This window comes from Sphingomonas hominis (assembly GCF_013328205.1).
In the GTDB taxonomy this organism is placed as follows: domain Bacteria; phylum Pseudomonadota; class Alphaproteobacteria; order Sphingomonadales; family Sphingomonadaceae; genus Sphingomonas; species Sphingomonas hominis.
Genome location: NZ_JABULH010000004.1, coordinates 220,350 through 244,764, shown reverse-complemented (window position 1 = coordinate 244,764; position 24,415 = coordinate 220,350). Strand labels below are relative to the sequence as shown.

Sequence of the window (24,415 nt, the reverse complement as noted above, 5' to 3'; positions counted from 1 at the left end):
AGCAAGGAAAGGGAAGCCCGGGTCAAGCCCAGGATGTCGGCAGCAACGTCGCTACCCCACCGCGCGCAGGCGCACTTCCTCGACGTCGAAGCTGACCGAGGCGATGCCTGCTATTCCCTCGATCCGCTCGGCCAGTTCGGCATCGAGCGAGAAGTCGTGGCCGAGCAGCACCTTGGCATGGCCGCCGTCGGGCACCGGCACGGTCAGGGTCACCTTGCCGCGCTGCCCGCGACGCTCGCCGATCAGCGCGGCAAGTGTGGGGATCGCGCGCACGTCGTCCACCGCTACCTCGAGCGCGAAGCGCGTCGTCGCGGCAAGCGTCTCGAACGGCTTGATCGCCTTGATGCTGACACGCGGCGTTTCCTCGCCCGGCCGGCGATCGAGCTCGACCGTCAGCAGCCCGCAACCGCCGATCCGCGCCGCCTCCTCCAGATCGGTCGAGGTCGAATCCTCGAAGCAAGTCGCGTTGAACTGCCCCGTCGCATCCGACAGCGTCGCCATCAGGTAGCGCCGCCCGCGCGCCGAGGTGCGCCAGCGCGCTTCCTCGACCAACACCGCCAGCGTCGCGCCGACGCGCGCGCCATCGGCGATATGCAGCTCGTTCAACGTGGCGAAGGTGCGCGCGCCGTGCATCTTGGCGAGCATGCGGTAGCGATCGACCGGGTGCGCAGAGAAGTAAAAGCCGAACGCCTCCTTCTCCTGCTCCATCCGCTGCATCAGGCTCCAGCGCACGTCGGTCGGCAGCTTGATGACCTCGCTGCCATGGCTCTCCTCGCCGAACAGGCCGCCCTGCCCGCTGGTGCGCCCGTGGTGCGCGCTGGCGGCGATCGCGAGGATCGTCTCGGCAATCGCGTGAACGCCGGCGCGGTTGGGGTCGAGCCCGTCGAAGGCGCCGCCCGCCGCCAGCGTCTCCAACTGACGCTTGTTGACGAGCCGCGGGTCAACCCGGTCGGCAAGGTCGCTCAAGCTCTTGAACGGGCCATCACTGGTACGCGCCTCGACCAGCCGCTCCATCGCGCCCTCGCCGACCGATTTGAGCGCAGCGAGCGCGAAGCGGACCGCGAGGCCACCGTCTGGCGTCGCCTCGACGTCGAACTCGGCCTGGCTGGCGTTGATGCATGGCGGCAGCAACTCGACGCCCAAGCGCCGCGCGTCATCGACGAAGATCGCTAGCTTGTCCGTCAAGTGCAGGTCGTAACACATTGAAGCCGCATAAAATTCATGCGGATGATGCGCTTTCAGCCACGCGGTCTGATACGCGAGCAGCGCATAGGCGGCGGCGTGGCTCTTGTTGAACCCGTAGCCCGCGAACTTGTCGATCAAGTCGAACAGCTCGTTCGCCTTCGCCTTAGGGATGCCGTTCACTTCCTGGCAGCCGGCGACGAAGATCGAGCGCTGCGCGTCCATTTCCGCCTTGACCTTCTTGCCCATCGCGCGCCGCAACAGGTCGGCGCCGCCGAGCGAATAGCCCGCCAGCACCTGCGCCGCCTGCATCACCTGTTCCTGGTAAACGAAGATGCCGTAGGTCTCGGCCAGGATCGGCTCCAGCAGCGCGTGCGGATACTCGATCGGCTCGGTGCCCTGCTTGCGGCGACCGAACGACGGAATGTTGTCCATCGGACCCGGACGGTAGAGCGAGACGAGCGCGACGATGTCGCCGAAATTGGTCGGGCGCACCGCCGACAGCGTGCGGCGCATGCCTTCCGATTCGAGCTGGAACACGCCCACGGTGTTGCCGCTTTGGAGCAGTTTGTAGACCGCCTCGTCGTCCCACAGCAGCGCGTCGAGATCGACCGAAATGCCGCGCTTCGCAAGCAGTTGCACCGCCTTCTTGAGCACCGACAGCGTTTTCAGGCCGAGGAAGTCGAACTTCACCAGCCCCGCACCCTCGACATACTTCATGTCGAACTGCGTCACCGGCATGTCGGAGCGCGGATCGCGGTAGAGCGGGACGAGCTGCGCGAGCGGCCGGTCGCCGATCACCACGCCGGCCGCGTGCGTCGACGAGTGGCGCGGCAGCCCCTCCAACTGCGTCGCCAAGTCGAGCAAATGCCGAACCTGGTTGTCGTTGGCATATTCCTTGGCGAGCTCGGGCACGCCGTTGAGCGCGCGCTTGAGATCCCAAGGGTCGGTCGGGTGGTTGGGTACGAGCTTGGCCAGGCGATCGACCTGCCCGTAGCTCATCTGCAACACGCGTCCGGTGTCCTTTAGCACCGCGCGCGCTTTCAGCTTACCGAAGGTGATGATCTGCGCCACCTGATCGCGGCCGTATTTCTCCTGCACGTAGCGGATCACCTCGCCGCGCCGCGTTTCGCAGAAGTCGATGTCGAAGTCGGGCATCGACACGCGCTCGGGATTGAGGAAGCGCTCGAACAGCAGACCAAGCTTCAACGGATCAAGGTCGGTGATCGTCAGCACCCAGGCGACGACGCTGCCCGCGCCCGACCCGCGGCCCGGGCCGACCGGGATGTCGTGGGCCTTCGCCCATTGAATGAAGTCGGCGACGATCAGGAAATAGCCGGGGAAGCCCATCTGGATGATGACGTCGAGTTCGAATTCGAGCCGGTCGCGGTAGCCCTGCCTCCAGTCGGGTGCGAGCGGCTCGGCAGCGTCGCCCGCGGCGGCGTGCAATTCCTCGATCCGCTGCAACCGCGCGTCGAGCCCCGCGCGCGCGAGATCGCGCAGCATTGCCGCCTCGCCCTCGCGGTCACCGGCGAGGCTGGGCAAGATCGGCTTGCGCTTGGGCGCCGCCACCGCGCAGCGCCGCGCGACGACCAAGGTGTTGTCGATCGCCTCGGGCAGGTCGGCGAACAGCTGGCGCATCTCGGCCGCGGGTTTCATCCACGCCTCGGGCGAACTGCGGGGGCGGTCCTCGGTCTCGACATAGGTGGAGTTGGCGATGCACAGCATCGTGTCGTGCGCTTCGCCGAAGCTCGCTTCTTCGAAGCACGACGGGTTGGTCGCGACGAGCGGCAGGTTCCGCGCATAGGCTAGGTCGATCAGCGCTTCTTCCGCCGCATCCTCAACCGGATCGCCGCGCCGGACGAGTTCGACGTAGAGCCGATCAGGGAACAGCGCCTGTAGGCGATCGGCGTAAGCGGCGGCGCGCGCGGGCTGATCCTCCGCGAACAGGCGCGCCAGACCACCCTCGCCGCCCGCGGTCAGCGCGAGGAGGCCGGTGGTGTGCCGCTCAAGCGCGTCGAAGGTGACGTGCGGCGCATGCTCCAGCGGGCGATCGAGGTGCGCCTGGCTGACCAGCGCGCACAGATTGTCATAGCCAGTCGTGTCTTGCGCGTAGAGCGCGATCCAGTCGACCACCGGGCAGCCGCCCTCGGGCATGTCGGGGCGGCAGATCCCCAGCATCGTGCCGATCACCGGCTGCACGCCCGACGCGAACGCCCCATCGGAGAAGGCCATTGCGGCATAGAGCCCGTTGCGGTCGGTCAGGCCGGCGGCGGGGAAGCCGAGCTTTGCGGCACGCTTGGCAATCGCCTTCGGGTCGATCGCGCCGTCGAGCATGGTGTAGCAGGAAAAGATGCGGAGCGGCACGAACCCGGAGTGAGGCATCGCGCCAACCTAGGCGCTGTTGGATGATTCGACCAGCGCGCAACCGCGGAGGAACCGTGGCGCGTTCGCGCCCGTTCGACCGCGCAAGTAGGAGGAAGTGCGATGACGGACGTGCGCGGTGATGGCCGATCGGGCAGCGGTGCGGTTGGTGCCGGCTGGGGCTGGATCATGGCGTACGGCATCGTGTCGGTGGTGCTCGGCATCCTGGCGTTCGCGTCGCCGTTCGCCGCCACGTTCGCAGCGACCGTGGTGATCGGCGCGTTCTTCTTCGTGTCGGGCGCGTTCGCGATCGCGGCGTCGCTGTTCGGGCACGGCAGCGCGCATCGCGGCTACACGATCCTGTTCGGTGCGCTGTCGGTGATCGTCGGACTGATCATGCTGCTCGAACCTGCGACCGGTGCGTTGTCGCTGACGCTGATGGTCGCCGTCTGGCTGGGTGTGCGCGGCGTGCTGGAGCTGGTCTATGGCTTCCGGCTCAAGCGGCGGCGCGGCATGTTGATCACGCTCGGCATCATCAACGTGCTGCTCGCGCTGTTCATCCTGGCGACGGTGCCGTTCTCGGCGCTGACGCTGCCGGGCTATATCTTGGGGATCAGCTTCATCTTCGGCGGGGTCACCTCGATCACCGCCGCGGCCGACCACCGCAAGGGCGCGAGCGCGTTCGCGGTGCCCGGCTGACCTATTAGCGGTAGTGCAGGACTGCGAGTAGCGTAAGCAGCCCTACCATGACGAGGCAGATCAGCGCGAACATCGCGATCAGGATGCGCCACGTGCCGCTGGGATCGAGCGACTTCACAGCAGCGCCTCGATGTCGCGACGGATCTCCTCGGGCTTGGTGGTCGGCGCGTAGCGGCGGACGGTGTGGCCGTCGCGGTCGACTAGGAACTTGGTGAAGTTCCATTTGATCGCTTTGGTGCCCATCACGCCGGGCGCGTCGGCTTTCAATCGCTCGAACAGCGGATCGGCGGCGTCGCCGCTGACGTCGACCTTGGCGAACACCGGGAACGTCACGTCGTAGGTCAGCGAGCAGAAGTTCGCGATCTCGGCAGCGTCGCCGGGTTCCTGCGCGCCGAACTGGTTGCACGGGAACGCCAGCACCTCGAACCCACGTGGAACCAGATCGCGATGAAGCGCTTCTAATCCCTCGTACTGCGGGGTGAAGCCGCATTTGGACGCGGTGTTGACGATCAGCAGTACCTTGCCGCGCCACTGGTCGAGGCGGGTCGGCGTGCCATCGGCGGCAATGACGGTCAGGTCGGTGATCGCGGTCATCGTCTATCCTCTCGTACGAGCAGGTGATCGAGGTTGCGCCGGACCTGCGGCCACTCTTGCGCCATGATCGAGTAGACCGCACTGTCGCGCACCTCACCGTCGGGCGTCACCATGTGCCCGCGCAAGATGCCGTCGAGCCGCGCGCCGAGCCGCTCGATCGCGGCACGCGACGCGCGGTTGAGCACGTTGGTGCGCAATTGCACGCACTGGCAGCCGAGAATATCGAAAGCGTGGGTGAGCAGCAGCCGCTTCGCCTCGGTGTTGACGCCGGTCCGCTGGACGCGCGGCGCGTAGACGGTGCCGCCGATCTCGACGCGGGCGTACGCCTCGTTCATCCGCAGGAAGCGCGTGACGCCTGCAACCGTGCCGTCGGCGTCGAGCACCGTGAAGGGAAGCGCGCGGCCCGCCGCTACCTGCTTGTCAATCGCGTCATACCAGCCGTCGACCGTGGTTGCGTCGGGTACAATCGTCGCCAAGCTCGGCCCCACGTCGGCCAGTGCTGCGACGATCGCGTCGCGGTCGCTGCGCGCGAGCGGGCGGAGCGTGACGTGCCGGCCCGAGAGCGTCACCGCCTCGCGCCACGCGCTCACTGCAACTGGCCCTCGTGCAGCCGCACCACTCGGTCCATCCGCGCCGCCAGCCGCTCGTTGTGCGTCGCGACGAGCGCCGCCGAACCTTCCTCGCGCACCAGCCGCAGAAATTCGGCGAGCACCACGTCGGCGGTATGTTCGTCGAGGTTGCCGGTCGGCTCGTCCGCGAGGATCAGCGCGGGACGATTGGCGAGCGCACGCGCGACCGCGACCCGTTGCTGCTCGCCGCCCGAGAGCTGCGACGGGCGGTGCGTGAGGCGATGACCGAGCCCGAGCACCGTCAGCAGGTTCGTCGCGCGCGCTTCCGCCGCGGGGCGTTCATCGCCGTGGACGAGCTGCGGCAGAATTACGTTCTCGATTGCGTTGAAGTCGGCGAGCAGGTGGTGGAACTGATAGACGAAGCCGAGCCGGTCGCGCCGCACCGCGGTGCGGCCCTTTGCGTCGAGCCGCGCCGCTTCCTCGCCCGCGATGCGGATCGAGCCCTCGAACCCGCCCTCCAGCAGCCCAATCGCCTGGAGCATCGTCGACTTGCCCGAACCCGACGGGCCGAGCAGCGCGACGATCTCGCCCGGTGCGATCGAGAGATTCACGCCGCGCAGCACGTGAATCGTTTCCGAGCCTTGCGTAAAGCTGCGCGCAAGGGCGCGCGTCTCAAGCACGGGCCCGTTACTGGCTTCATGCCCGCCGCCGTCGGATGCGGCGAAGTCGCCTGTGCCGATCGCTCCTGGGGCGGCACCGATGCGCCGGCCGATCGCGCCCTCGTCGCTATTCATATCTGAGAACCTGCACCGGATCGGTACTCGCCGCCTTGTAGGCGGGGTAGATCGTCGCGAGGAAGGTCATGACGAGCGTGATGATGACGATGGCGATGATCTCCACCGGATCGGGTTTGGACGGCAGCTCGGTCAAATAACGGATCGAGGGATCCCACAAATTCTGCCCCGTCACGAACTGGACGAAATTGACCACCGCTTGGCGGTAGAACAGGAACACCGCACCCAGCACGAGCCCCGCGATCGTGCCGAGCACGCCGATCGTCGTGCCGACCGTCATGAAGATGCGCAGCATCGCCCCCCTGCTCGCCCCCATGGTGCGCAGGATCGCGATGTCGCGTGTCTTGGCACGCACCAGCATGATGAGCGAGCTGGCGATGTTGAACGCGGCGACCAGGATGATAATGCACAGGACCACGAACATCGCGACCCGCTCGACCGCCAATGCGTCGAACAATTCGGCGTTCAGCTGTCGCCAGTCACGGATAATCGCGTAGCCCTGCACCTTGGGTGCGAGCGGGGCTAGGATCTCGCCGACGCGGTCGGCATTCTGCGTTTCCAACTCGATCATGCTGACCGAGTCGCCCATCAGCAGCAGCGTCTGCGCGTCCTGGATCGGCATGATGACGTAGGCCTTGTCGTAGTCGTAGATGCCGACCTCGAAGATCGCGCCGACCGTATAGCTCACCTGACGCGGCACGGTGCCGAACGGGGTCGACTGCCCTTGCGGGTTCCAGATCGTGATCTGCGAACCGATCGTCGCGCCCAGCGCCTCCGCCAGCCGCGCGCCGATCGCGACGTTGTTGCTACCGGGCGTCACCGAGGAGAGGCTGCCGACCACCACCTTCGACTGGATCGTCGCATTCTGCCGAATGTCCTGCGTCCGCATGCCGCGCAGCAGGATGAACTCCGCGCGGCCATTGTAGGTCGCGAACAGCGGCTGCTCGATCAACGGAGTGGCCTCGGTCACGCCGGGCGTCGCGCGCGCCTCGCGCACTACCTGCTGCCAGTCGGGCAGGCGCCCGCCGACCCCTTGCACCACCGCGTGACCGTTCAGCCCGACGATCTTGTCGAACAGCTCGGCGCGAAAGCCGTTCATCACGCTCATGACGATGACGAGCGCGGCGACGCCCAGCATCACCGCGCCCAGGCTGAACCCGGCGACCAGAACAATGAAGCGTTCACCGCGGCCAGGCAGAAGGTACCGGCGCGCGATCATGCTCTCGTAGCGCGACAGCAACATGCGCGCCGCTCTAGGATGAGAGGGCGGCGCTGGCAACGCCCCGCCCCAATCCATCGCGATCGTTACAGCTGTGGCGAATACGACACAGGCGTGGCATAATCGGATTAACCGGCGTTCATAACAGTCGACACAGCGGCGACCCTCACCTAGCAATCATCGCACTGGCACACAGGCAGAAGCCGTGGTTCGGGGAAAGCAGACCAGCCCCGCTTCGTGAACAACGAGGCGTGCGGGCGGAAAGCAGGATTAGGGGGCTGACGAGTTCATCGTCACGCAGGCGCCCGGGTCGGAAACGGCCCGGGCGTTTGCTTTGCAACAACTCCCGAATACTTGAAGCTCGCCGCAAACGGTCTGACGCCGCGCCACACGATCCAACCCAGGCGCCGCCTGGGCCGGACCGCATGTCTCAAAACGATGCCGAAAAGGTCACGCCATAGGTGCGCGGATCGCCGGGTTGCCCGACCACCAGCCCGGTATTGCCCGACTGCGTCGCGAGCAGCTCGAAGTAGTCCTGATCGAACACGTTGCGCACCCAACCGAACACATTGAGGCGGCCCCCCTCGCGATAACCGACGCGCACGTTGGAGATCGAGTAGCCGTCGACCTGCGTGTAGATCGACTCGGACGGGTTGGACGAGAAGTTGGACCGGTAACTGCCGTCGTAGCCGAGATATACGTTGCCCTCGTTGCCGCCGAAGTTGGTCGGCACGCCGTACTCCGCGCCGTAGGAGAAGGCCCATTTCGACACGCCTGGAATGCGCTGACCCGACACGTTGCAGAACGGCAGGCTGTTCCCCGGCGTCCCGGCCGCCGCGGGCGTGCCAACGATTTGGCCGTTGACGATCGGCAGCGCGGTACCCCCCGCCAGCTCGGGCGGGCACGGCGCGTCGGTGAAACGCTGGTATTTGGCGTCGGTATAGGCGGCGTTGGCGTAGACGTTCAGCCGGCTGGTCGGGCGAAACGCCGAGTCTATCTCCACGCCGCGGGTGCGAACGTGCCCGGCATTGGCGAGATAGCCGCGCAGAACGCTCAACTGGCTGTTGGTGACGGTTGCCTGATAATCGAAGATGTCGGTCCAGAATGCGGCGATGTTGACGGTCGCGCGACGGTCGAGAAACTGGTTCTTCAGTCCCAGCTCGTAATGATTGACCGTCTCGGGCTTGACCGTGGCGGTCGCGAGCAGCGGCAGGTTGTCGGCGCCCAGCGGCAGGCCCGACAGGTTGATCCCGCCCGATTTGTAGCTGCGCGCATAGGTGGCGTAGAAATGATTGTCGGGCGACAGGTCGTAGGCGAGCGTCACGTCGCCCGACACGTTCCAATCATCGAACTTGGGCTGGTAGCTCTGCGGCGCGAGGACGCCGCAGCGGTCGCGCGTCACGCCGTTCGCCCCTTGCGCGGTGGCCGAGCAATCGAGCGTCGCGCCGCTGCCCGTCGTCACCACCGAGACGTAATCGCCGCTCTTCTTGTCGTAATTGACGCGCAGACCCGGCGCGATCGAGAGGCGGTTGGCGATGTGCCACGTCAGCTTGCCGAAGGCGGCCGCGCTCGTGTTGCTGAACCCGATCGTGTTGCGCGAGGTCAGCCCGTTCAGCACCGCGGGATTGCACGCGTTGGCGGTGCTCGCCGCGGTGCAGCCGCCCGCGGGCGGAGCGAGCAGGAAACGGCTGGCCGCCGACCCCTGCACCTGCAACCCCTGCGTGTCGATCGTCTGGTGGAAGTAGAACAGCCCGGCGACGTAATCGACCGTGCGGCGACCGTTGGACGCGATGCGCAGCTCCTGGCTCACCTGCTCCTGCTGCGACGGATTGGCCGACACGGTGGTGATCGGCAGCCCGACGTAATCGCGGTCGTTTGACGGCTTCCAGTCCCATTTGCGCCACGCGCTGACCGAGGTGAGCAACGCGCTGCCGAGATCGAGCTCGCCGACCAGCGAGACGCCACCCAACTCCTGTCGCGCGCGCAACGGCGTGTCGAGGTCGGTCACGCGGTCGAACGGGTTGCGCGACGGCGGCTGGTACCCGAACGCGGCGGCGAGCGCTTCATACTGCCGCGCGACCGGGCGCTGGGTCGCGCCGACGCGAACGAAATATTGCGCGCAGCAATCGGGGTTCTGATGGTTGTAATCGGCCGACAGCGTCAGATCGAGTGTGTCGGTCGCGTGCCAATAAAGCTGCCCGCGCAGGCTCTGATTGTCCTGCGCGTTGACGTGCACGCCGGTGCGCACGTTGTTCACCGTACCGTCGCGCCGCGTCACCGAGGCCGACAGTCGCACTGCGAGCTTGTCGTCGACGAGCGGCCCCGACGCCGACGCCTTTGCCTGAACGAATTCGTAATTGCCCGCGGTCAGCTCGACCCGTGCTTCGGGCGTGAAGCTGGGCTTGCGCGTCGTGATGTTGATCGCGCCCGCGGTCGTATTCTTGCCGTACAGCGTCCCCTGCGGCCCGCGCAGGATCTCGATCCGCTCGGTATCGGTAAAGTCGAACGTCGCCGAGGCGATACGGCTGTAATAGACCTGGTCGACGTAGATGCCGACGCCCTGCTCGATCCCATCGTTGGTGAGGCCGAACGGCGCGCCCAATCCGCGGATGTTGGCCGCCGAGTTACGCGGATTGGTGGAATAGAATTGCAAGCTCGGCTGCAATTGCGTCAGTCGGTTGACATTATACGCGCCCGTGTCCGCCAGCGCCTGACCGCCGATGACCGAGATCGCGATCGGCACCTGCTGCACCGTCTCGGCGCGACGCCGGGCGGTGACGACGATGTCGCCGCCACCCTGCTGCGCGGTGCCGAGCCGGCCCGCCGCAGCCTCACCCTCACCTTCCTGCGCGACCGGTGCAGGTGCCGGTCCGTTGGTCTGATCCGCAGGTGTGGGTTGGGTGGCGAATTGCGCGAGCAGCAGCGCGAGCGTGATCGACATTGGCGAGGTCCCCTTTGCTTACCCGCTTGATAGCCAGCGCGCCCAAAGCCCATCAATGAAGTAGATGTTTGCGGCAGGCTTGAAACGCTTCGCCCGTTCACCATCTCGGAGCCGTGCGGTGCCGCGCAGTCGGGCCGCACGAATGCCGGCGTCGCGGGCACCCGGACGCCGCTTTTCAACTCGCTCAACCAAGAGGATTTGAGATGCGTTTCGACCTTACCCCTTATCGCCGCTCCACCATCGGGTTCGATCGTCTGTTCGACATGATCGAGGCCAATGCGCGCGGCGCGTCAGAGAATTACCCGCCGTTCAATCTCGAGCGTCTCGCCGACGATCGTTATCGCATCACGCTGGCGGTCGCCGGGTTCAGCCGCGACGAGGTGGAGATCACCGCACAGCAGAATTTGCTGCTGGTCGCCGGCAAGAAGGACGATCGCGCCGAGGGGCCGAGCTTCCTGCACGTCGGGATCGCTAACCGCAGCTTCGAGCGTCGCTTCGAACTGGCCGACTTCGTCTTCGTCGAGGACGCGCGGCTCAACGATGGGCTGCTGGTGATCGACCTGGTGCGTGAAGTGCCAGAAGCGATGAAGCCGAAGAAGATCGCCGTGCGCACCGGCGCGCCGCTCGCCGCGGTCGACAATGTGCCTGCAGCGGACGAGGCGCGCGCGGCCTGATCTTTCGCTTGAAGGTCCCGAGTTCGGCGCCTCTTTGCTCCCTTTCGAGGCGTCGTGGAGGCGTCCGGGCGTTTAGCCCGGGCGCCTTTTGTTATGGGCACTCTCTATTTGCTTGGTCCTGGTTCCCGCCACTACGCTCGTCGAACAAAGAAGCCGCATGGCGAGTAGATAGGTCCGACGTGCCGTAGCCTACGGGTCAGGCGATCAGCCGGTGATGACGCGCAGCACCGCCAATCCCGCGGCAGTCAGCACGACGTGCCCCATGAAATGCCGCGTCAACCCCAGCTCGAACAACAAGGACAGAATGCTGCGGTCGGTATCGGGGGGCAGGAAATGTCGCGGCCCGGCCTGTCGCGCCGAGCGGATGGCTGATTGTGCGGGTTGCGGCAGGCCGGCGGCCGCCGTTGCTGCGAATGTCATGGATGCGATCCCCACCGGTCCTGATGAACCGGGTTACAGCATCGTCACTGCACCCCGATCAAGTCGTGCCCTAGCGTTAAGCGATGAACGACGGCTTGACCGGGATGGGTCGAAATCGACCCATCCATGGTGGTTATTATCACCTTCCTGATCAGGCGGTTCTCGGCTCGACCTGCGATCCGCTTACTTGAGCATGACGTAGTGCAGCCCCCGACCGAGGCCGGAGCTTAAGCGTGGGGAACAGCCGGATGCCGCCTGGCAGCGGGGGCGTTTGCTCCGCGACCCCCAATCGACGTCAGACCAGCCGGCTCTGCTTGACCGCCGCGGCAATGAAGCTCGCGAACAAGGGATGCGGGTCGAACGGCTTGGACTTCAATTCGGGATGGAATTGCACGCCGACGAACCACGGATGGTCGGGCCGCTCGACGATCTCGGGCAACATGCCGTCGGGCGACATGCCGGAGAAGACCAGCCCGCCCGCCTCCAGTCGTTCGCGATAGCCGGTGTTGACCTCGTAGCGATGGCGATGCCGCTCCTCGATCTCGCCCGACCCGTAGACCGAGGCGACGACGCTGTTGCCGTCGAGCTTCGCCGGATAGGCGCCCAACCGCATCGTGCCGCCCATGTCGCCATCCGCCGCGCGCTTCTCCAGACCCCGCTCGCCCATCCATTCGGTGATCAGGCCGACGACCGGCTCCGGGGTCGGGCCAAACTCGGTCGACGAGGCGTCCGCGATCCCCGCCAAGTCGCGCGCACCCTCGACGCACGCCATCTGCATGCCGAAGCAGATGCCGAAATACGGCACGCGCCGCTCCCGCGCGAAGCGGACCGACTCGATCTTGCCCTCCGCGCCGCGCGATCCGAACGCGCCGGGAACGAGGATCGCGTGGCACGGCTCCAGATGCGCCGCGATCTCCGACTCGTCGCCTTCGAACAATTCGGCGTCGATCCAGCGGATGTTGACCTTGACCCGGTTGGCGATGCCGCCGTGGACCAGCGCCTCGTTCAACGACTTGTATGCGTCCTGCAGTCCGACATATTTGCCGACCACGCCGATCGTCACCTCGCCCTCGGGGTGCTCCAGCCGCTCGACGATCTGTTCCCAGCGGCTTAGGTCGGGCGCCGACGACGGCGTGATGCCGAACGCGCGCAGCACCTCTGAATCGAGCCCTTCGCCGTGATATTGCAGCGGCACCGCGTAGATGCTCTTCGCGTCGAGCGCGGGGATCACTGCGCTTTCGGGCACGTTGCAGAACAGCGCGATCTTGGCACGCTCGGTCATCGGCAACGGCTGTTCGCAGCGGCAGACGATCACGTCGGGCTGCACGCCCAGCGCCGCGATCTCGCGCACCGAATGCTGCGTCGGCTTGGTCTTCAGCTCGCCCGCCGCCGCGATATACGGCACCAGCGTCACGTGGATCGAGATCGCGTTGCCGCGGCCCAGTTCGTTCTTCAACTGGCGGATCGCCTCGATGAACGGCAGCGACTCGATGTCACCCACCGTGCCGCCGATCTCGCACAGCACGAAATCGACGTCGTCGGTCTCCGCCAGCGCGAACGCCTTGATCGCGTCGGTGACGTGCGGGATAACCTGCACCGTCGCGCCCAGGTAATCGCCGCGTCGCTCGCGCTCGATGATCGTCTTGTAGATGCGACCCGAGGTGACGTTATCCGATTGGCGCGAGGCGACGCCGGTGAAGCGCTCGTAATGGCCGAGGTCGAGGTCGGTCTCCGCGCCGTCGTCGGTCACGTAGACCTCACCGTGCTGATACGGGCTCATCGTGCCGGGATCGACGTTCAGATACGGATCGAACTTGCGGATGCGAACGCGGTAGCCGCGCGTCTGGAGGAGCGCGGCGAGGCTCGCCGCCATGAGCCCCTTGCCGAGCGAGGAAACCACGCCGCCGGTGATGAAGATAAACCGCGCCATGGGGATAAACGCCTAACCCTGAAATACGAACGACCACAAGCGCGCGGTCACCCACGCGCGGCGAATTCACGATGAACCGAGTGCCGACACGAACCGCGTGTCGACAGCTAAACGAGCAGCGTCAGCGCGCCAGCGGCACGCCGTTGTCGGCCTGCGCCGGGGCCGGAGCAGCGGCGGCCGCCGCATTGCGGGCGGCATCCGACAAGGCGTCCTGGTTGGCTGGTGCCGGAGCGGCCGCCGCGGCAGGCGCGCGCCGCTGGAGCGAGGTGTCGACCGACGTCGCGTTGCGGTTCGCCGCCAGGAACGCGAGCAGGATCGACAGCAGCACGAAGGCGCCCGCCAGCACCGAGGTGGCACGAGTCAGGAAATCCGCCGCGCCGCGCGCCGACATCAGGCCCGACGGGCTGCCGCTCGACGTCAACCCGCCGCCTTCCGAACGCTGCATCAGGATAACCGTGACGAGCGCGGCCGCGACGATCGCGTGGATGACGAGCAGGAAGGTGAACATGGGGCGACGACGCACTTCTATCTGGGGAGCGCCGGATCGGGCGCGACGCGCGGCGACATAGGCCGAAGCGCCCGCGCAATCAACCGTGGCGGGTAGCTGCGACGACCCGTGGCAAGGGCGCGCCACGCCGCACGTCGGGGCTCCCGCAAATTCATGACGATGCTGAAACCAGCGCGTGAACAAGGCGTTAAGATCGCACAAACCCGGAACGATCCGGGGGCGCGAACGAGCGGGACGAGGAAGTGGCAAGTCTTATTCAGCCCGAACTTGGTCAGTGGATGAACGCGCTGGTCGATTACGTGCGCTCGGGCGAACCCGATCTCACCAATCGACAGATGGCGTTGTTGCTGGTGGTTTACTTGCGGCCCGGGCCGCATACGGTACGTGGTTTGGCGCGCGCGCTGAACGTATCGAAACCGGTCGTTACTCGTGCCTTGAACAGGCTGGGGACGCTCGGCTATCTGCGCCGGCAACGCGACGACAGCGACAAGCGCAACATCTTCGTCGCGCGCACATCCGAAGGGGCAGATTTTCTTGAGGAGTTCGGGCAGTTCATCGGCGAGGGCGACGCCCATGCCGCACCCGTCAGGGCCGCAGTCAACGCCTGAAGCGCCCACCGCGACGCGGCTGCCGCGTCGCACCTTCGCACTGACCGGTCCGTCGCAGCCAATCGATCGGCGAACCAATGCCGTGCGTGCCGATATTGCGGACGTACGCCTGGCCGAGCTGGTGTTCGCGCCGCATTACGCCGCGCCGTTACCGCGTGTCGTGACCCGGCCCGCGTCGTTGCGGCGTGAGCGCGCAGCCGATGCGGAGGTGTTGACCGAGCTCGCAGCGGGCGCGCGGTTCGACCTGCTCGACGTGACCGGCGGCATCGGCTGGGGCATCGCGCTCGACGCCGATCTGGTCGGCTACCTCGACGCCGACGCGATCGCCGCGGCATGACCACTACCATCTTCATCGATGGCGCGGTCGGCACGACGGGGCTGGAGATCCGGGAACGATTGTCGGGGCGCGGTGACGTGTCGCTGCTGGTCCTCGACGAGGCGCGGCGCAAGGATGCGGCGGCGCGTCGCGACGCGCTCAACGACGCCGATCTGGTCGTGCTCTGCCTGCCCGACGATGCCGCGCGCGAGGCGGTGGCGATGATCGACAATCGCCGCACGCGCGTGGTCGACGCCTCCACCGCACACCGGGTGGCGGAGGGCTGGACCTATGGGTTCGCCGAACTGGAGCCCGGACGCAGTGACGAGATCGCCGCCGCGCGGCTGGTGTCGAACCCTGGCTGCTACCCGACCGGCTTCCTCGCACTCGTCCGCCCGCTGGTGCGCGCGGGGTTGCTGCCTGCCGACGCGCTGCTCAGCGTCAACGCGGCTTCCGGCTACTCGGGCGGCGGCAAGAGCATGATTGCCGAGTTCGAGGACGGAGACGCCGACACCGCCTTTCGCCCCTACGCCCTCACCCTCGCGCACAAGCACGCGCCCGAAATGACGCGGCACGCCGGGCTCGCGCACGCGCCGATCTTCCAACCTGCGGTCGCCAACACCTATCGCGGCATGGTGGTCGAGGTGCCGGTGCACCAGTCGCAGCTCGTACCGGGCACGAGCGTCGAGGCAGTCGCCGCCACCCTGCGCGATGCCTACGCCGGTGCGGCGCTGGTGCGCGTCGCATCGGACGCGCCGGCGACGATCCGCATTGAGGACGATGCCAACACCGATCGCATGACGCTGCACGTCTTCGCCAATCCGGCCGCGGCGCAGCTTCGCCTCGTCGCCACGCTCGACAATCTCGGCAAGGGTGCGGCGGGCGCGGCGGTGCAGAACGTCAATTTGATGGCGGGGCTGGACCCGTTGGCGGGTCTCACGCGCTAACGCCGTCATTATCGGTCAACCCGCTCCACGGACACGCCGTGAGCCAATTTTCTCGGAGCCCCCATGCAGCGCAATCCTGTTGGCAAGCTTCTCCTGTTCGGCGCTACCGGCGATCTGTCCAAGCGGATGCTGCTGCCCTCACTCTATGGGCTGCACGCCGACGGATTGCTGCCCGAGGGGCTGACGATCACCGGCTCGGCGCGCGGCGACGAGGATGACGACAGCTTTCGCGAGATCGCGCGCGCAGCACTCGATGCGCAATTGAGCGACGACCGCAAGGACGAGGAGAAGATCGCCTCCTTCCTCGACCGGATCTTTTTCCAGCCCGCCGATCTGTCGGACGAGTCGACGTTTCAGGCGCTCGCCGACAAGATCGGCGACGTATCGGGCGGGCTCGCCATCTATCTTTCCACCGCGCCGTCGTTGTTCGAGCCGGCGGTAAAGGGATTGGAGAAGGTCGGTCTCGCCGGCAACACGGTGCGGATCGGCCTGGAAAAGCCACTCGGCTACGATCTCTCCTCCAGCCGCGAGATCAACGACACCGTCGCCGCGGTGTTTCCCGAAGACCGGATTTTCCGCATCGATCATTATCTCGGCAAGGAGACGGTGCAGAACATCCTCGCGCTCCGCTTCGGCAACAGCTTCTTCGAGCCCGTCTGGAACGCGCAAGGGATCGACAACGTCCAGATCACGATCGCCGAGACGGTCGGGCTGGAGGATCGCGCCGGTTACTACGAGGGCGCGGGCGCGTTGCGTGACATGATCACCAACCACATCCTGCAATTGCTCGCGCTGATCGCAATGGAGCCGCCAGCGCGCTACAGCAAGGACGACATCCGCGACGAGAAGGCCAAGGTGTTCCGCTCGCTGCGCGTGATGACGCCCGCCGAAGTGCCGCAGAACACCGTCACCGGCCAGTATGAGGAAGGCGCGGTCAGCAGCAAGGTCGTCAAGGGTTACGACGACGAGCTCGGCTATGATTCGGACGTCGAAACCTTCGTCGCGATCAAGGCGCATATCGACAATTGGCGTTGGCAGGGCGTGCCCTTCTATCTGCGCACCGGCAAGCGGATGGCGAAGCGCCGCAGCGAGATCGCGATTCAGTTCAAGCCGGTGCCGCACTCGATGTTCGCGGGGCGCGGCGGGCTGCTCCAACCCAACACGCTCGTGATCCGCCTCCAGCCCGAGGAATATATCGAGCTGCTGGTGATGGCGAAGGAACCGGGGCTCGACCGCGACGGCGTGCGGCTGCGCGAGGTGCCATTGAAGCTCAGCCTTGACGCCGAGTTCGCCGGCACGCGCCGCCGGATCGCCTACGAGCGCCTGCTGCTCGACCTGATCGAGGGCGACCAGACCTTGTTCGTCCGTCGCGACGAGGTGGAAGCGCAATGGGTGTGGACCGACGCGATCCGCGCGGGCTGGGCAGCGAACGGCACCAAGCCGAAACATTATCCCGCGGGCACCTGGGGGCCTTCCGCCGCGATCGCGCTGACCGAGCGCGACGGCGTTACCTGGCAGGACGATTGAGCGCTTCGGCGCCCTGCCCCAATTTCATGTGAGTGAGAGTAAAATGACTACCGAGATCGAATGGTGGGAATATGACGACGCGGCCGAGCTGGCCGACGCGGTCGCGGGCGACATCCAGTTCGTGATCGAGAGCGCGCTCGACGCGCGCGGCTCGGCGGTGATCGCGCTCGCCGGCGGCAAGACCCCGCTGCCCGCCTACGAGAAGCTCGCCAAGGCGAAGCTCGACTGGAAGCGCGTGACGATCATCCCCAGCGACGAGCGGATCGTGCCGCTGGGTGACCCGCTGTCGAACGTGACCGCACTCGGCAAGACCTTCATCCCCAAGGGCGCGCGCGTAATCCCGGTCGTGCCCAAAGCGACCGACGACTACAAAGCGGCGGGCCGCTCGGCCGATGCGTTGATGCAGGACCTGCACTGGCCGCTCGACCTGTGCATGCTGGGCGTCGGCGGCGATGGCCACACCGCGTCGATCTTCCCCGGTCCCGACTTCGACGAGGCGCTGAACGGCCCGCGCGAGCGCCGCGCGCTGGGCGTCATGCCTGACCCGCTGCCGCCCGAGGCGCCGGTCGCGCGCGTGACGCTCAGCCGCGCCGGCATCATCACCGCGCGCGCGCTGCTGATCGCTGTCACCGGTAAGGACAAGCGCACGGTGATCGAAGACGCGATCAAGCAGGGCGCGGGCTCGACCTATCCGATCGGCCGCGTGCTCGCCGACGTCGAGCTGCCGGTCGACATTCACTGGGCCCCGTAACTAGGCCGAGTAACACCACGTAGTAGATTGCCCTGACGCCCTGAGCCACTAGAAGCACGCGACCAGCTCAGGGCGAACGGAAGATTGCAACGATGAACCCCGCCGTACAGGCCGTCACCGATCGCATCGTTGCGCGCTCGCGCGATACCCGTCGTGCGTACCTCGACCTGATTGAGCGCGAGCGCGACACCTGGATCGGTCGCCCGCGGCTCGGCTGCGCGAACCTCGCCCATGCTTATGCCGGCACGCCCGAGGACCGCGCGGCGATGCGCGGCGGCGACGGCATGAACATCGGCATCGTCACCTCGTACAACGACATGTTGTCGGCACACGCGGTCTATTATCGTTATCCCGAACAGATGAAGGTCTGGGCGCGCGAAGTCGGCGCGACCGCGCAGGTGGCGGGCGGCGTCCCTGCGATGTGCGACGGCGTGACGCAGGGCTATCCGGGCATGGAGCTGTCGCTGTTCAGCCGCGACACGATCGCGCTGTCGACCGCGGTGGCGCTGTCACACGGCACGTTCGAGGGCGCGGCGCTGCTCGGCATCTGCGACAAGATCGTGCCCGGCCTCTTGATGGGCGCGCTGCGCTTTGGTCACCTGCCGATGGTGATGGTACCCGGCGGCCCGATGCCGTCAGGCCTGCCCAACAAAGACAAGGCCGCGGTGCGCGAGCGCTACGCGGTCGGCCAGGTCGGACGCGAGGAACTGCTCGAGGCGGAGATCGGCGCTTATCACAGCCAAGGCACCTGCACCTTCTACGGCACCGCCAACACCAACCAGATGATGATGGAGGTGATGGGCCTCCACATGCCCGGCGCCGCCTTCGTCAATCCGGGCACCAAGCTGCGCCAGGCGCTCACCCGCGCTGCGGTTCACCGCCTCGCCGCGATCGGCACGTCCAGTCAGGATTACCGCCCCCTCGGCCTGTGCGTCGACGAGAAAGCGATCGTCAATGCGGCCGTCGGCCTGCTCGCGACTGGCGGCTCGACCAATCACCTGCTGCACGTCCCCGCGATCGCGCGCGCGGCGGGGATCGTGATCGACTGGGAGGATTTCGACCGCCTCTCCGCCGCCGTCCCGCTGCTCGCACGCGTTTATCCCAACGGCTCGGCCGACGTGAACGGGTTCGAGGCGGCGGGCGGGATGCCCTACGTGATCGGCGAATTGCTGGCGAGCGGGCACCTCCACCGCGACATCATGACGATCGCGGGCGACGACCTATCGGCCTACGCCAACAAGCCGGTGCTCGAGGGCGACGCGCTCGGCTGGGTCTCGCCGGGCGCGAGCGGCGACGACACTATCCTGCGCCCGGCCTCCGCGCCCTTCTCGCCCGACGGCGGGATGCGCATCCTGCAAGGGAACGTCGGTCGCGCCTGCATCAAGGTGTCGGCGGTCGAGCGCGACCGCTGGATCGTCGAGGCACCCGCGCGCGTGTTCGACGACCAGCTCGACGTGCTCGAGGCGTTTAAGGCGGGCGAGCTCGACCAGGACGTGGTCGTGGTCGTCCGCTTTCAGGGCCCGCGCGCCAACGGCATGCCCGAATTGCACAAGCTCACCCCGCCCCTCGGCGTGCTCCAGAACCGTGGATTCCGCGTCGCGCTCGTCACTGACGGTCGCATGTCGGGCGCGAGCGGCAAGGTGCCGTGCGCGATCCACGTCAGCCCGGAGGCGCTGCCCAACGCGCAGGGCGTCGGCGGCAACATCGGCCTGATCCGCGACGGCGACATGGTGCGGGTCGACGCGGTATCGGGCACGCTTGACGTACTGGCCGACGCAGGCGTGCTCGCCGCGCGCGAGCGGCCGACGCCGCCGCCCGCGCCGACCGGCATGGGGCGCGAATTATTCGGCATGTTCCGCGCCGGCGCCGACGAAGCGGAAAAGGGAGCAAGTGCGATGCTGGCGGGAGCGATGCTGTGACGGAGATCGTAGCGGCCGACATCGGCGGCACCAACGCGCGCTTCGCCATCGCCGAGGTCGAGGGCGGCCACGTCGTGTCGCTGGGCGAGCCGGTGACGCTGCGCACCGCCGACCACGCCAGCCTGCAGACCGCGTGGCAGGCGTTCGCCGCGACGCTCGGCCGCCCGATGCCACGCGCGGCGGCGCTGTCGGTCGCCTCGCCGATCACCGGCGACGTGATCCGCATGACCAACAACCCCTGGGTGATCCGTCCGTCGCTGATCCCCGAGCGGCTCGGCGCCGACGTTTACACGATCATCAACGATTTCGGCGCGGTCGGCCACGCGGTCGGCCAATTGCCGCACGAGGATTTCGAGCATCTCTGCGGGCCCGACATGCCGCTGCCGGCCGAGGGTGTCACCACCGTGTGCGGCCCCGGCACCGGCCTGGGCGTCGCGCAGGTGTTCAAGACCGACGGGCGCTACCTGGTGCTGCCGACCGAGGGCGGGCACATGGACTATGCCCCGCTCGACCCGATCGAGGACGCGATCCTCAAGCGCCTGCGCCGCACCTTCACTCGCGTCTCGACCGAGCGGATCGTCGCCGGCCCCGGCATCGTCGCGATCTACGAGACGCTCGCCAGCCTGGAAGGACGCGCTATCCGCGAGCGGACCGACAAGGAAATCTGGACCGACGCGCTCGACGGCGACGATTCACTCGCCCTCGCCGCGCTCGACCGCTTCTGCCTGGCGCTCGGCGCGGTCGCCGGGGACTTGGCACTCGCGCACGGCGCCAAGGGCGTCGTGATCGCGGGCGGGCTGGGCCTGCGCATCAAGGACAAGCTGCTCCGCTCGGGCTTCGACCAGCGCTTCGTCGCCAAGGGGCGCTTTCAACAGTTGATGGCCGCGATCCCGGTCAAGCTCATCACCCATCCCCAGCCCGGCCTGTTCGGCGCCGCGGCCGCCTTCGCGCAGGAACACACATGAACATTTCCGACATCATGCAGACCGCGCCCGTCATCCCGGTGCTGGTGATCCACGACGCGGCACAGGCGCGCCCGCTGGCTGAGGCTTTGGTCGCCGGCGGCCTGCGCGTGCTCGAGGTGACGCTGCGCACCCCCGCCGCGCTCGACGCGATCCGAGAGATGAAGCAGGTGCCGCGCGCGATCGTCGGCGCCGGTACCGTGATCGCCCCCGACCAGTTCGATCAGGCGATCGACGCGGGCGCGGAGTTCATCGTCTCGCCCGGCCTGTCGCATCGCCTCAGCGAGCGGATCATCGACAGCAAGGTGCCGTATCTGCCCGGCGTCGCAACCGCGGGCGACATCATGCGCGGGCTCGACCTCGGCCTCACCCACTTCAAGTTCTTCCCGGCCGAGACGTCGGGTGGGGTCAAGGCGCTGAAGGCGCTCGCCGCGCCCTTCTATCAGTGCAAATTCTGCCCGACCGGCGGCATCAGCGCGAAGAACGCGCCCGACTGGCTCGCGCTCGACCCCGTGCTGTGCGTCGGCGGCAGCTGGGTGACCGAAGGTACGCTGCCCGAAGTGACCGAGCGCGCGAAGAAGGCGATGGCGCTCAAGGGCTGAACAAGGAGGCTGCACCCACTGCCTTCTCCCTTGCTGCCTGCACGACCAATTTGCTTCAGACAGGGAGCCCGCCTGTCGGGAAATATAAAGTCACAATATCGGCACCGTAACGGTTGATCTGCGTTAATCGGTTCACCTTGCCGCCCACCGGCGAGAGTTGGAGATACGCCGATGGATCAAACAGCCTTCTTGATCGGGTTTACGGTCATGTCACTCGCCTCGCTGGCGATCTACTCGAAGGGGAAGAAAACCTCGCCTTCGCTTCACCACACGCTGCTACACTCGGCCGTCCCCTTCATCGCCGCCACCGCCTACCTCGCGATGGCATTCGGCATCGGTACGCTGATCAAGGGCGACGGATCGGCCACCTATTTCGCCCGTTACGCCGACTGGACGTTCACGACGCCGATCCTGCTGTCGAGCCTCGTGCTGCTTGCCTTTCATGAGCGCGGAAAGACGGGCGAAGTCGGTAGCTATCTCACCGCGATCATCGTGCTCGACGTGCTGATGATCGAGACGGGTCTGATCTCGTCGCTGGTGGAGACGCCGGTGGTGAAGTGGGTGTGGTTCCTGTGGTCCTGCGTCGCATTCCTCGGCGTGCTCTACCTCTTGTGGGTGCCGCTGCGCGCGATGGCGGTGGAGCGCGGTCACGCGCTGGGCTCGGCTTATACGAAGAACGTCACCTTCCTGACGGTGATCTGGTTCTTGTACCCGCTCGTCTTCCTGATCGGTCCTGAGGGCCTGAAGATCATTACCGACCCGGCATCGGTGTGGGCTATCCTGATCATGGATATCATTGCCAAGGTCGTTTACGCATTCTTCGCGGCGAGCAACCTGGAGAAGGCGCTCCACGAACACGAACGCCGCGCGTGAACCGCGGCGTCGCATGGCTGGCGATGGGCGCTGTTGCAGCGTCCTTCGCGCCCCTGACGGTGCAGCTGGCCTTTGCGATCCTGGGCATCGGCGTCGTGGGCATGGTCCATGGCGCCGGTGATCTGGCGGTCGTCGAGAACTCCCGGCGACCGATGTTTCTCGTCATCTACTGCCTTGTCGCACTGGCGACATTATTGTGGTGGACGGTAGATCCCGCGGTCGCGCTGCCCGCATTCCTGCTCGCCTCCGCGTTCCACTTCGGCATGGAGGACGCGCCCGACGGGACGGTTGCAGAGCGCGTCGCACGCGGAGTCGCACTGGTCGCGGGTCCAGCGGCGCTGCACGTTGCAGGCTACGGCGATCTGCTAGCAATCGCGGGCGGGCCGTCGTCGGCGCTGCCGATACTTACACCTGTTCTCGCCGTAGCGGGCGGGCTCGCCTGCGGCGTCATGGTGGCGCTCGCGATTCGACGACGCGATGCGCGCCTCGGCATCGGCATGGCCGCGCTGTTGTGCCTGCCCCCGCTCGTCGGGTTCACGCTCGGCTTCCTCATTCTTCACGCACTGCCGCAGACGATCAAGCGTCGCGACCGGCTCGGCTGCGCTACGACGGCGTCGTACCTCGCGTCTGTCGCGCCCGTTCTCGGTGGAGCGCTTCTCGCAACAGGCTTGATCGTCGCACTGTTGCTGCACGTCGAGCCGAGCGGGCTGCGCGGCCTGTTCGCGGCAATCGCGTCGCTCGCGATCCCTCACCTGCTAGTGACACCATGGTTCGAGGCTCGGAACGCGGGTGATCGACCCGCACCGACAGCGGACCTCAGATGCTGAGATTGCTGAAAAGCGGTCGCTAGAGCGGGTCGCGACTGCTTCAATCCACCGTCATCCCAAACCTGATCCGGGATCCCGCTGCTTTCTCTCACCCCGGTTGATAAGCGGGACCCCGGATCAGGTCCGGGGTGACGAAGAATTTGTTGGACGACACGCTGGCGGTAAAGGGGGGCGCTAGCGTTCGAGCCTTGACTAGGCGCGACCAACCCTAGCGCTACATCTCCCCACGAGCACGGCGGATGGCGTACCATTTCTTCACGTTGGCGTTGTGCTCGGCGAGCGTGTCCGCGAAGACGTGCCCGCCGGTCCCATCCGCCACGAAGTACAATGCCTTGGTCTCCGCCGGGTTCAGCACCGCGTCGATCGACAGCCGGCCCGGATTGGCAATCGGCCCCACTGGCAACCCCGGCGAAGCGTAGGTATTATACCCATTCTTCGCGCGCAACTCCGACTGACGGATGCGGCGGCCGAGCGGACGACCCTTGGTGATCGGATAGATGACGGTCGGATCGGCCTGGAGCGGCATGCCGATGCGCAGCCGGTTAGAATAGACCGCCGCGACCATCCGCCGCTCGGACGGCTTGCCCGTCTCCTTTTCCACCACCGACGCGAGGATCACCGCCTCCTGCGGCGTCTTGGCGATCGTCGTCGGACGGCGCTTCCCCCAGGCTTGCGCGACATAAGTCTTCATCGCCGCCTGCATCCGCGCAAGCACCGCCGCGCGAGCCTCGTCGCGTTCGAACGAATAACCGTCGGGCAGCACCGACCCTTCGGCGGGCACGCCGACGCTGCCGGTCAGCGCGTCGGCCGCCATCAACTTGTCTCGCACCATGACGGACGGTAGCCCCTCAGGGATCACGACCAGGCGCTGGACCGCCTTGCCGCCCTGCAGGATCGACAGGATGTCCGATTCGCTCGCACCCGCCGGAATCGCGAACTCGCCCGCCTTGATCGAGCCCGTGCCTCCGAACAGCCGCGCGCGGAACCGGAAACGCGAGGCGGAGCGGATCGCGCCCGCCTTCTCCAGCTGCGCCGCCGCGCTCGCCAAGCTGGCGCCTTGCGCGATCTCGACATTCATCGGCTTCGTCGCCGGCCCGCTGCCCGACCAGCCGAGCAACACCCACGCGGCGGCGATGATTAGAACCAGCCCGGCGATCAGCGCCAGACAACCGGGACGGCGCATGGATGT

22 protein-coding genes are annotated in these 24,415 nt (G+C 66.7%); 12 read left to right on the top strand and 10 right to left on the bottom strand.

Features of this window, described 5'->3' with window-relative positions:
* Positions 1-51: 51 nt before the first annotated feature.
* The gene (gene dnaE, locus HRV97_RS11260) at positions 52-3,567 is read right to left on the bottom strand and encodes a DNA polymerase III subunit alpha (protein ID WP_174194362.1); all 3,516 of its coding nucleotides are present in this window, start codon (positions 3,565-3,567) and stop codon (positions 52-54) included.
* Between the two features lie 102 nt (positions 3,568-3,669).
* Between dnaE and HRV97_RS11255 the strand changes: the two genes are divergently transcribed.
* A complete protein-coding gene (locus HRV97_RS11255; RefSeq protein WP_174194361.1) occupies positions 3,670-4,245 on the top strand; it encodes an HdeD family acid-resistance protein in 576 nt (191 codons plus the stop codon).
* A gap of 114 nt (positions 4,246-4,359) precedes the next feature.
* On the opposite strand, the gene HRV97_RS11250 is transcribed toward HRV97_RS11255, so the two are convergent.
* The 5 genes from HRV97_RS11250 to HRV97_RS11230 form a co-directional block, all read right to left on the bottom strand.
* Entirely contained in the window at positions 4,360-4,839 is a 480-nt protein-coding gene (locus tag HRV97_RS11250; protein WP_174194360.1) for a glutathione peroxidase, read from the bottom strand.
* Positions 4,836-5,429 (bottom strand): GNAT family N-acetyltransferase, encoded by a 594-nt coding sequence (locus HRV97_RS11245; protein ID WP_174194359.1) that lies wholly within the window; start codon positions 5,427-5,429, stop codon positions 4,836-4,838. Before HRV97_RS11245 ends, HRV97_RS11250 begins: the two co-directional genes overlap by 4 nt.
* Positions 5,426-6,202, bottom strand: a complete 777-nt coding sequence (locus HRV97_RS11240; RefSeq protein ID WP_246248684.1) for an ABC transporter ATP-binding protein — start codon at positions 6,200-6,202, stop codon at positions 5,426-5,428. Before HRV97_RS11240 ends, HRV97_RS11245 begins: the two co-directional genes overlap by 4 nt.
* Positions 6,195-7,445 carry a lipoprotein-releasing ABC transporter permease subunit gene (locus HRV97_RS11235; RefSeq protein ID WP_174194358.1) on the bottom strand — a complete coding sequence of 417 codons (1,251 nt, stop codon included), beginning with the start codon at positions 7,443-7,445 and terminating at the stop codon, positions 6,195-6,197. The genes HRV97_RS11240 and HRV97_RS11235 overlap by 8 nt, the downstream gene beginning before the upstream one ends.
* Positions 7,446-7,851: 406 nt before the next feature.
* On the bottom strand, positions 7,852-10,362 hold the full coding sequence (locus tag HRV97_RS11230) for a TonB-dependent receptor (protein ID WP_174194357.1): 2,511 nt from the start codon (positions 10,360-10,362) through the stop codon (positions 7,852-7,854).
* 203 nt (positions 10,363-10,565) lie between these two features.
* Here HRV97_RS11230 and HRV97_RS11225 point away from each other — a divergent pair, with 203 nt between their 5' ends.
* Positions 10,566-11,036, top strand: coding sequence for an Hsp20 family protein (locus tag HRV97_RS11225; RefSeq protein WP_174194356.1), 471 nt, complete (start codon positions 10,566-10,568; stop codon positions 11,034-11,036).
* A gap of 204 nt (positions 11,037-11,240) precedes the next feature.
* Here the strand turns inward: HRV97_RS11225 and HRV97_RS11220 are convergent, their stop codons facing one another.
* The 3 genes from HRV97_RS11220 to secG form a co-directional block, all read right to left on the bottom strand.
* Positions 11,241-11,456, bottom strand: a complete 216-nt coding sequence (locus HRV97_RS11220) for a hypothetical protein (RefSeq protein WP_174194355.1) — start codon at positions 11,454-11,456, stop codon at positions 11,241-11,243.
* A 295-nt stretch (positions 11,457-11,751) separates the two neighbouring features.
* Positions 11,752-13,386 (bottom strand): CTP synthase, encoded by a 1,635-nt coding sequence (gene pyrG, locus HRV97_RS11215; RefSeq protein WP_174194354.1) that lies wholly within the window; start codon positions 13,384-13,386, stop codon positions 11,752-11,754.
* Positions 13,387-13,507: 121 nt separating this feature from the next.
* Positions 13,508-13,894: a preprotein translocase subunit SecG gene (gene secG / locus HRV97_RS11210; RefSeq protein WP_174194353.1), complete on the bottom strand. Its 387-nt coding sequence runs from the start codon at positions 13,892-13,894 to the stop codon at positions 13,508-13,510.
* Positions 13,895-14,172: 278 nt separating this feature from the next.
* Between secG and HRV97_RS11205 the strand changes: the two genes are divergently transcribed.
* The 10 genes from HRV97_RS11205 (at position 14,173) to HRV97_RS11160 (ending at position 23,226) form a co-directional block, all read left to right on the top strand.
* Positions 14,173-14,502 (top strand): MarR family transcriptional regulator, encoded by a 330-nt coding sequence (locus HRV97_RS11205; RefSeq protein ID WP_174194352.1) that lies wholly within the window; start codon positions 14,173-14,175, stop codon positions 14,500-14,502.
* Positions 14,468-14,839, top strand: coding sequence for an SH3 domain-containing protein (locus HRV97_RS11200; RefSeq protein WP_223176772.1), 372 nt, complete (start codon positions 14,468-14,470; stop codon positions 14,837-14,839). The genes HRV97_RS11205 and HRV97_RS11200 overlap by 35 nt, the downstream gene beginning before the upstream one ends.
* Positions 14,836-15,765, top strand: coding sequence for an N-acetyl-gamma-glutamyl-phosphate reductase (gene argC / locus HRV97_RS11195; protein ID WP_174194351.1), 930 nt, complete (start codon positions 14,836-14,838; stop codon positions 15,763-15,765). Before HRV97_RS11200 ends, argC begins: the two co-directional genes overlap by 4 nt.
* Before the next feature lie 63 nt (positions 15,766-15,828).
* Positions 15,829-17,292: a glucose-6-phosphate dehydrogenase gene (gene zwf / locus HRV97_RS11190; protein WP_174194350.1), complete on the top strand. Its 1,464-nt coding sequence runs from the start codon at positions 15,829-15,831 to the stop codon at positions 17,290-17,292.
* A gap of 43 nt (positions 17,293-17,335) precedes the next feature.
* Positions 17,336-18,043: a 6-phosphogluconolactonase gene (gene pgl / locus HRV97_RS11185; protein WP_174194349.1), complete on the top strand. Its 708-nt coding sequence runs from the start codon at positions 17,336-17,338 to the stop codon at positions 18,041-18,043.
* A gap of 92 nt (positions 18,044-18,135) precedes the next feature.
* Positions 18,136-19,962: a phosphogluconate dehydratase gene (gene edd / locus HRV97_RS11180; RefSeq protein ID WP_174194348.1), complete on the top strand. Its 1,827-nt coding sequence runs from the start codon at positions 18,136-18,138 to the stop codon at positions 19,960-19,962.
* On the top strand, positions 19,959-20,927 hold the full coding sequence (glk, locus tag HRV97_RS11175; RefSeq protein WP_174194347.1) for a glucokinase: 969 nt from the start codon (positions 19,959-19,961) through the stop codon (positions 20,925-20,927). Before edd ends, glk begins: the two co-directional genes overlap by 4 nt.
* Entirely contained in the window at positions 20,924-21,526 is a 603-nt protein-coding gene (gene eda, locus HRV97_RS11170; protein WP_174194346.1) for a bifunctional 4-hydroxy-2-oxoglutarate aldolase/2-dehydro-3-deoxy-phosphogluconate aldolase, read from the top strand. Before glk ends, eda begins: the two co-directional genes overlap by 4 nt.
* A 171-nt stretch (positions 21,527-21,697) precedes the next feature.
* On the top strand, positions 21,698-22,399 hold the full coding sequence (locus tag HRV97_RS11165; protein ID WP_174194345.1) for a bacteriorhodopsin: 702 nt from the start codon (positions 21,698-21,700) through the stop codon (positions 22,397-22,399).
* Positions 22,396-23,226 carry a Brp/Blh family beta-carotene 15,15'-dioxygenase gene (locus tag HRV97_RS11160; RefSeq protein ID WP_343044492.1) on the top strand — a complete coding sequence of 277 codons (831 nt, stop codon included), beginning with the start codon at positions 22,396-22,398 and terminating at the stop codon, positions 23,224-23,226. Before HRV97_RS11165 ends, HRV97_RS11160 begins: the two co-directional genes overlap by 4 nt.
* A 214-nt stretch (positions 23,227-23,440) precedes the next feature.
* Here HRV97_RS11160 and mltG read toward each other — a convergent pair whose 3' ends face one another.
* Entirely contained in the window at positions 23,441-24,409 is a 969-nt protein-coding gene (gene mltG / locus HRV97_RS11155; RefSeq protein ID WP_174194344.1) for an endolytic transglycosylase MltG, read from the bottom strand.
* Between the last annotated feature and the right edge of the window lie 6 nt (positions 24,410-24,415).

Coding starts and splice junctions, on each gene's coding strand:
- mltG (WP_174194344.1), bottom strand. CDS start 24,409: ATGCGCCGTCCCGGTTGTCTGGCGCTGATCGCCGGGCTGGTTCTAATC.
- eda (WP_174194346.1), top strand. CDS start 20,924: ATGAACATTTCCGACATCATGCAGACCGCGCCCGTCATCCCGGTGCTG.
- HRV97_RS11225 (WP_174194356.1), top strand. CDS start 10,566: ATGCGTTTCGACCTTACCCCTTATCGCCGCTCCACCATCGGGTTCGAT.
- zwf (WP_174194350.1), top strand. CDS start 15,829: ATGCAGCGCAATCCTGTTGGCAAGCTTCTCCTGTTCGGCGCTACCGGC.
- edd (WP_174194348.1), top strand. CDS start 18,136: ATGAACCCCGCCGTACAGGCCGTCACCGATCGCATCGTTGCGCGCTCG.
- HRV97_RS11255 (WP_174194361.1), top strand. CDS start 3,670: ATGACGGACGTGCGCGGTGATGGCCGATCGGGCAGCGGTGCGGTTGGT.
- HRV97_RS11230 (WP_174194357.1), bottom strand. CDS start 10,362: ATGTCGATCACGCTCGCGCTGCTGCTCGCGCAATTCGCCACCCAACCC.
- secG (WP_174194353.1), bottom strand. CDS start 13,894: ATGTTCACCTTCCTGCTCGTCATCCACGCGATCGTCGCGGCCGCGCTC.
- pyrG (WP_174194354.1), bottom strand. CDS start 13,386: ATGGCGCGGTTTATCTTCATCACCGGCGGCGTGGTTTCCTCGCTCGGC.
- HRV97_RS11220 (WP_174194355.1), bottom strand. CDS start 11,456: ATGACATTCGCAGCAACGGCGGCCGCCGGCCTGCCGCAACCCGCACAA.
- dnaE (WP_174194362.1), bottom strand. CDS start 3,567: ATGCCTCACTCCGGGTTCGTGCCGCTCCGCATCTTTTCCTGCTACACC.
- argC (WP_174194351.1), top strand. CDS start 14,836: ATGACCACTACCATCTTCATCGATGGCGCGGTCGGCACGACGGGGCTG.
- HRV97_RS11250 (WP_174194360.1), bottom strand. CDS start 4,839: ATGACCGCGATCACCGACCTGACCGTCATTGCCGCCGATGGCACGCCG.
- HRV97_RS11205 (WP_174194352.1), top strand. CDS start 14,173: ATGAACGCGCTGGTCGATTACGTGCGCTCGGGCGAACCCGATCTCACC.
- HRV97_RS11200 (WP_223176772.1), top strand. CDS start 14,468: ATGCCGCACCCGTCAGGGCCGCAGTCAACGCCTGAAGCGCCCACCGCG.
- HRV97_RS11235 (WP_174194358.1), bottom strand. CDS start 7,445: ATGTTGCTGTCGCGCTACGAGAGCATGATCGCGCGCCGGTACCTTCTG.
- HRV97_RS11165 (WP_174194345.1), top strand. CDS start 21,698: ATGGATCAAACAGCCTTCTTGATCGGGTTTACGGTCATGTCACTCGCC.
- pgl (WP_174194349.1), top strand. CDS start 17,336: ATGACTACCGAGATCGAATGGTGGGAATATGACGACGCGGCCGAGCTG.
- HRV97_RS11240 (WP_246248684.1), bottom strand. CDS start 6,202: ATGAATAGCGACGAGGGCGCGATCGGCCGGCGCATCGGTGCCGCCCCA.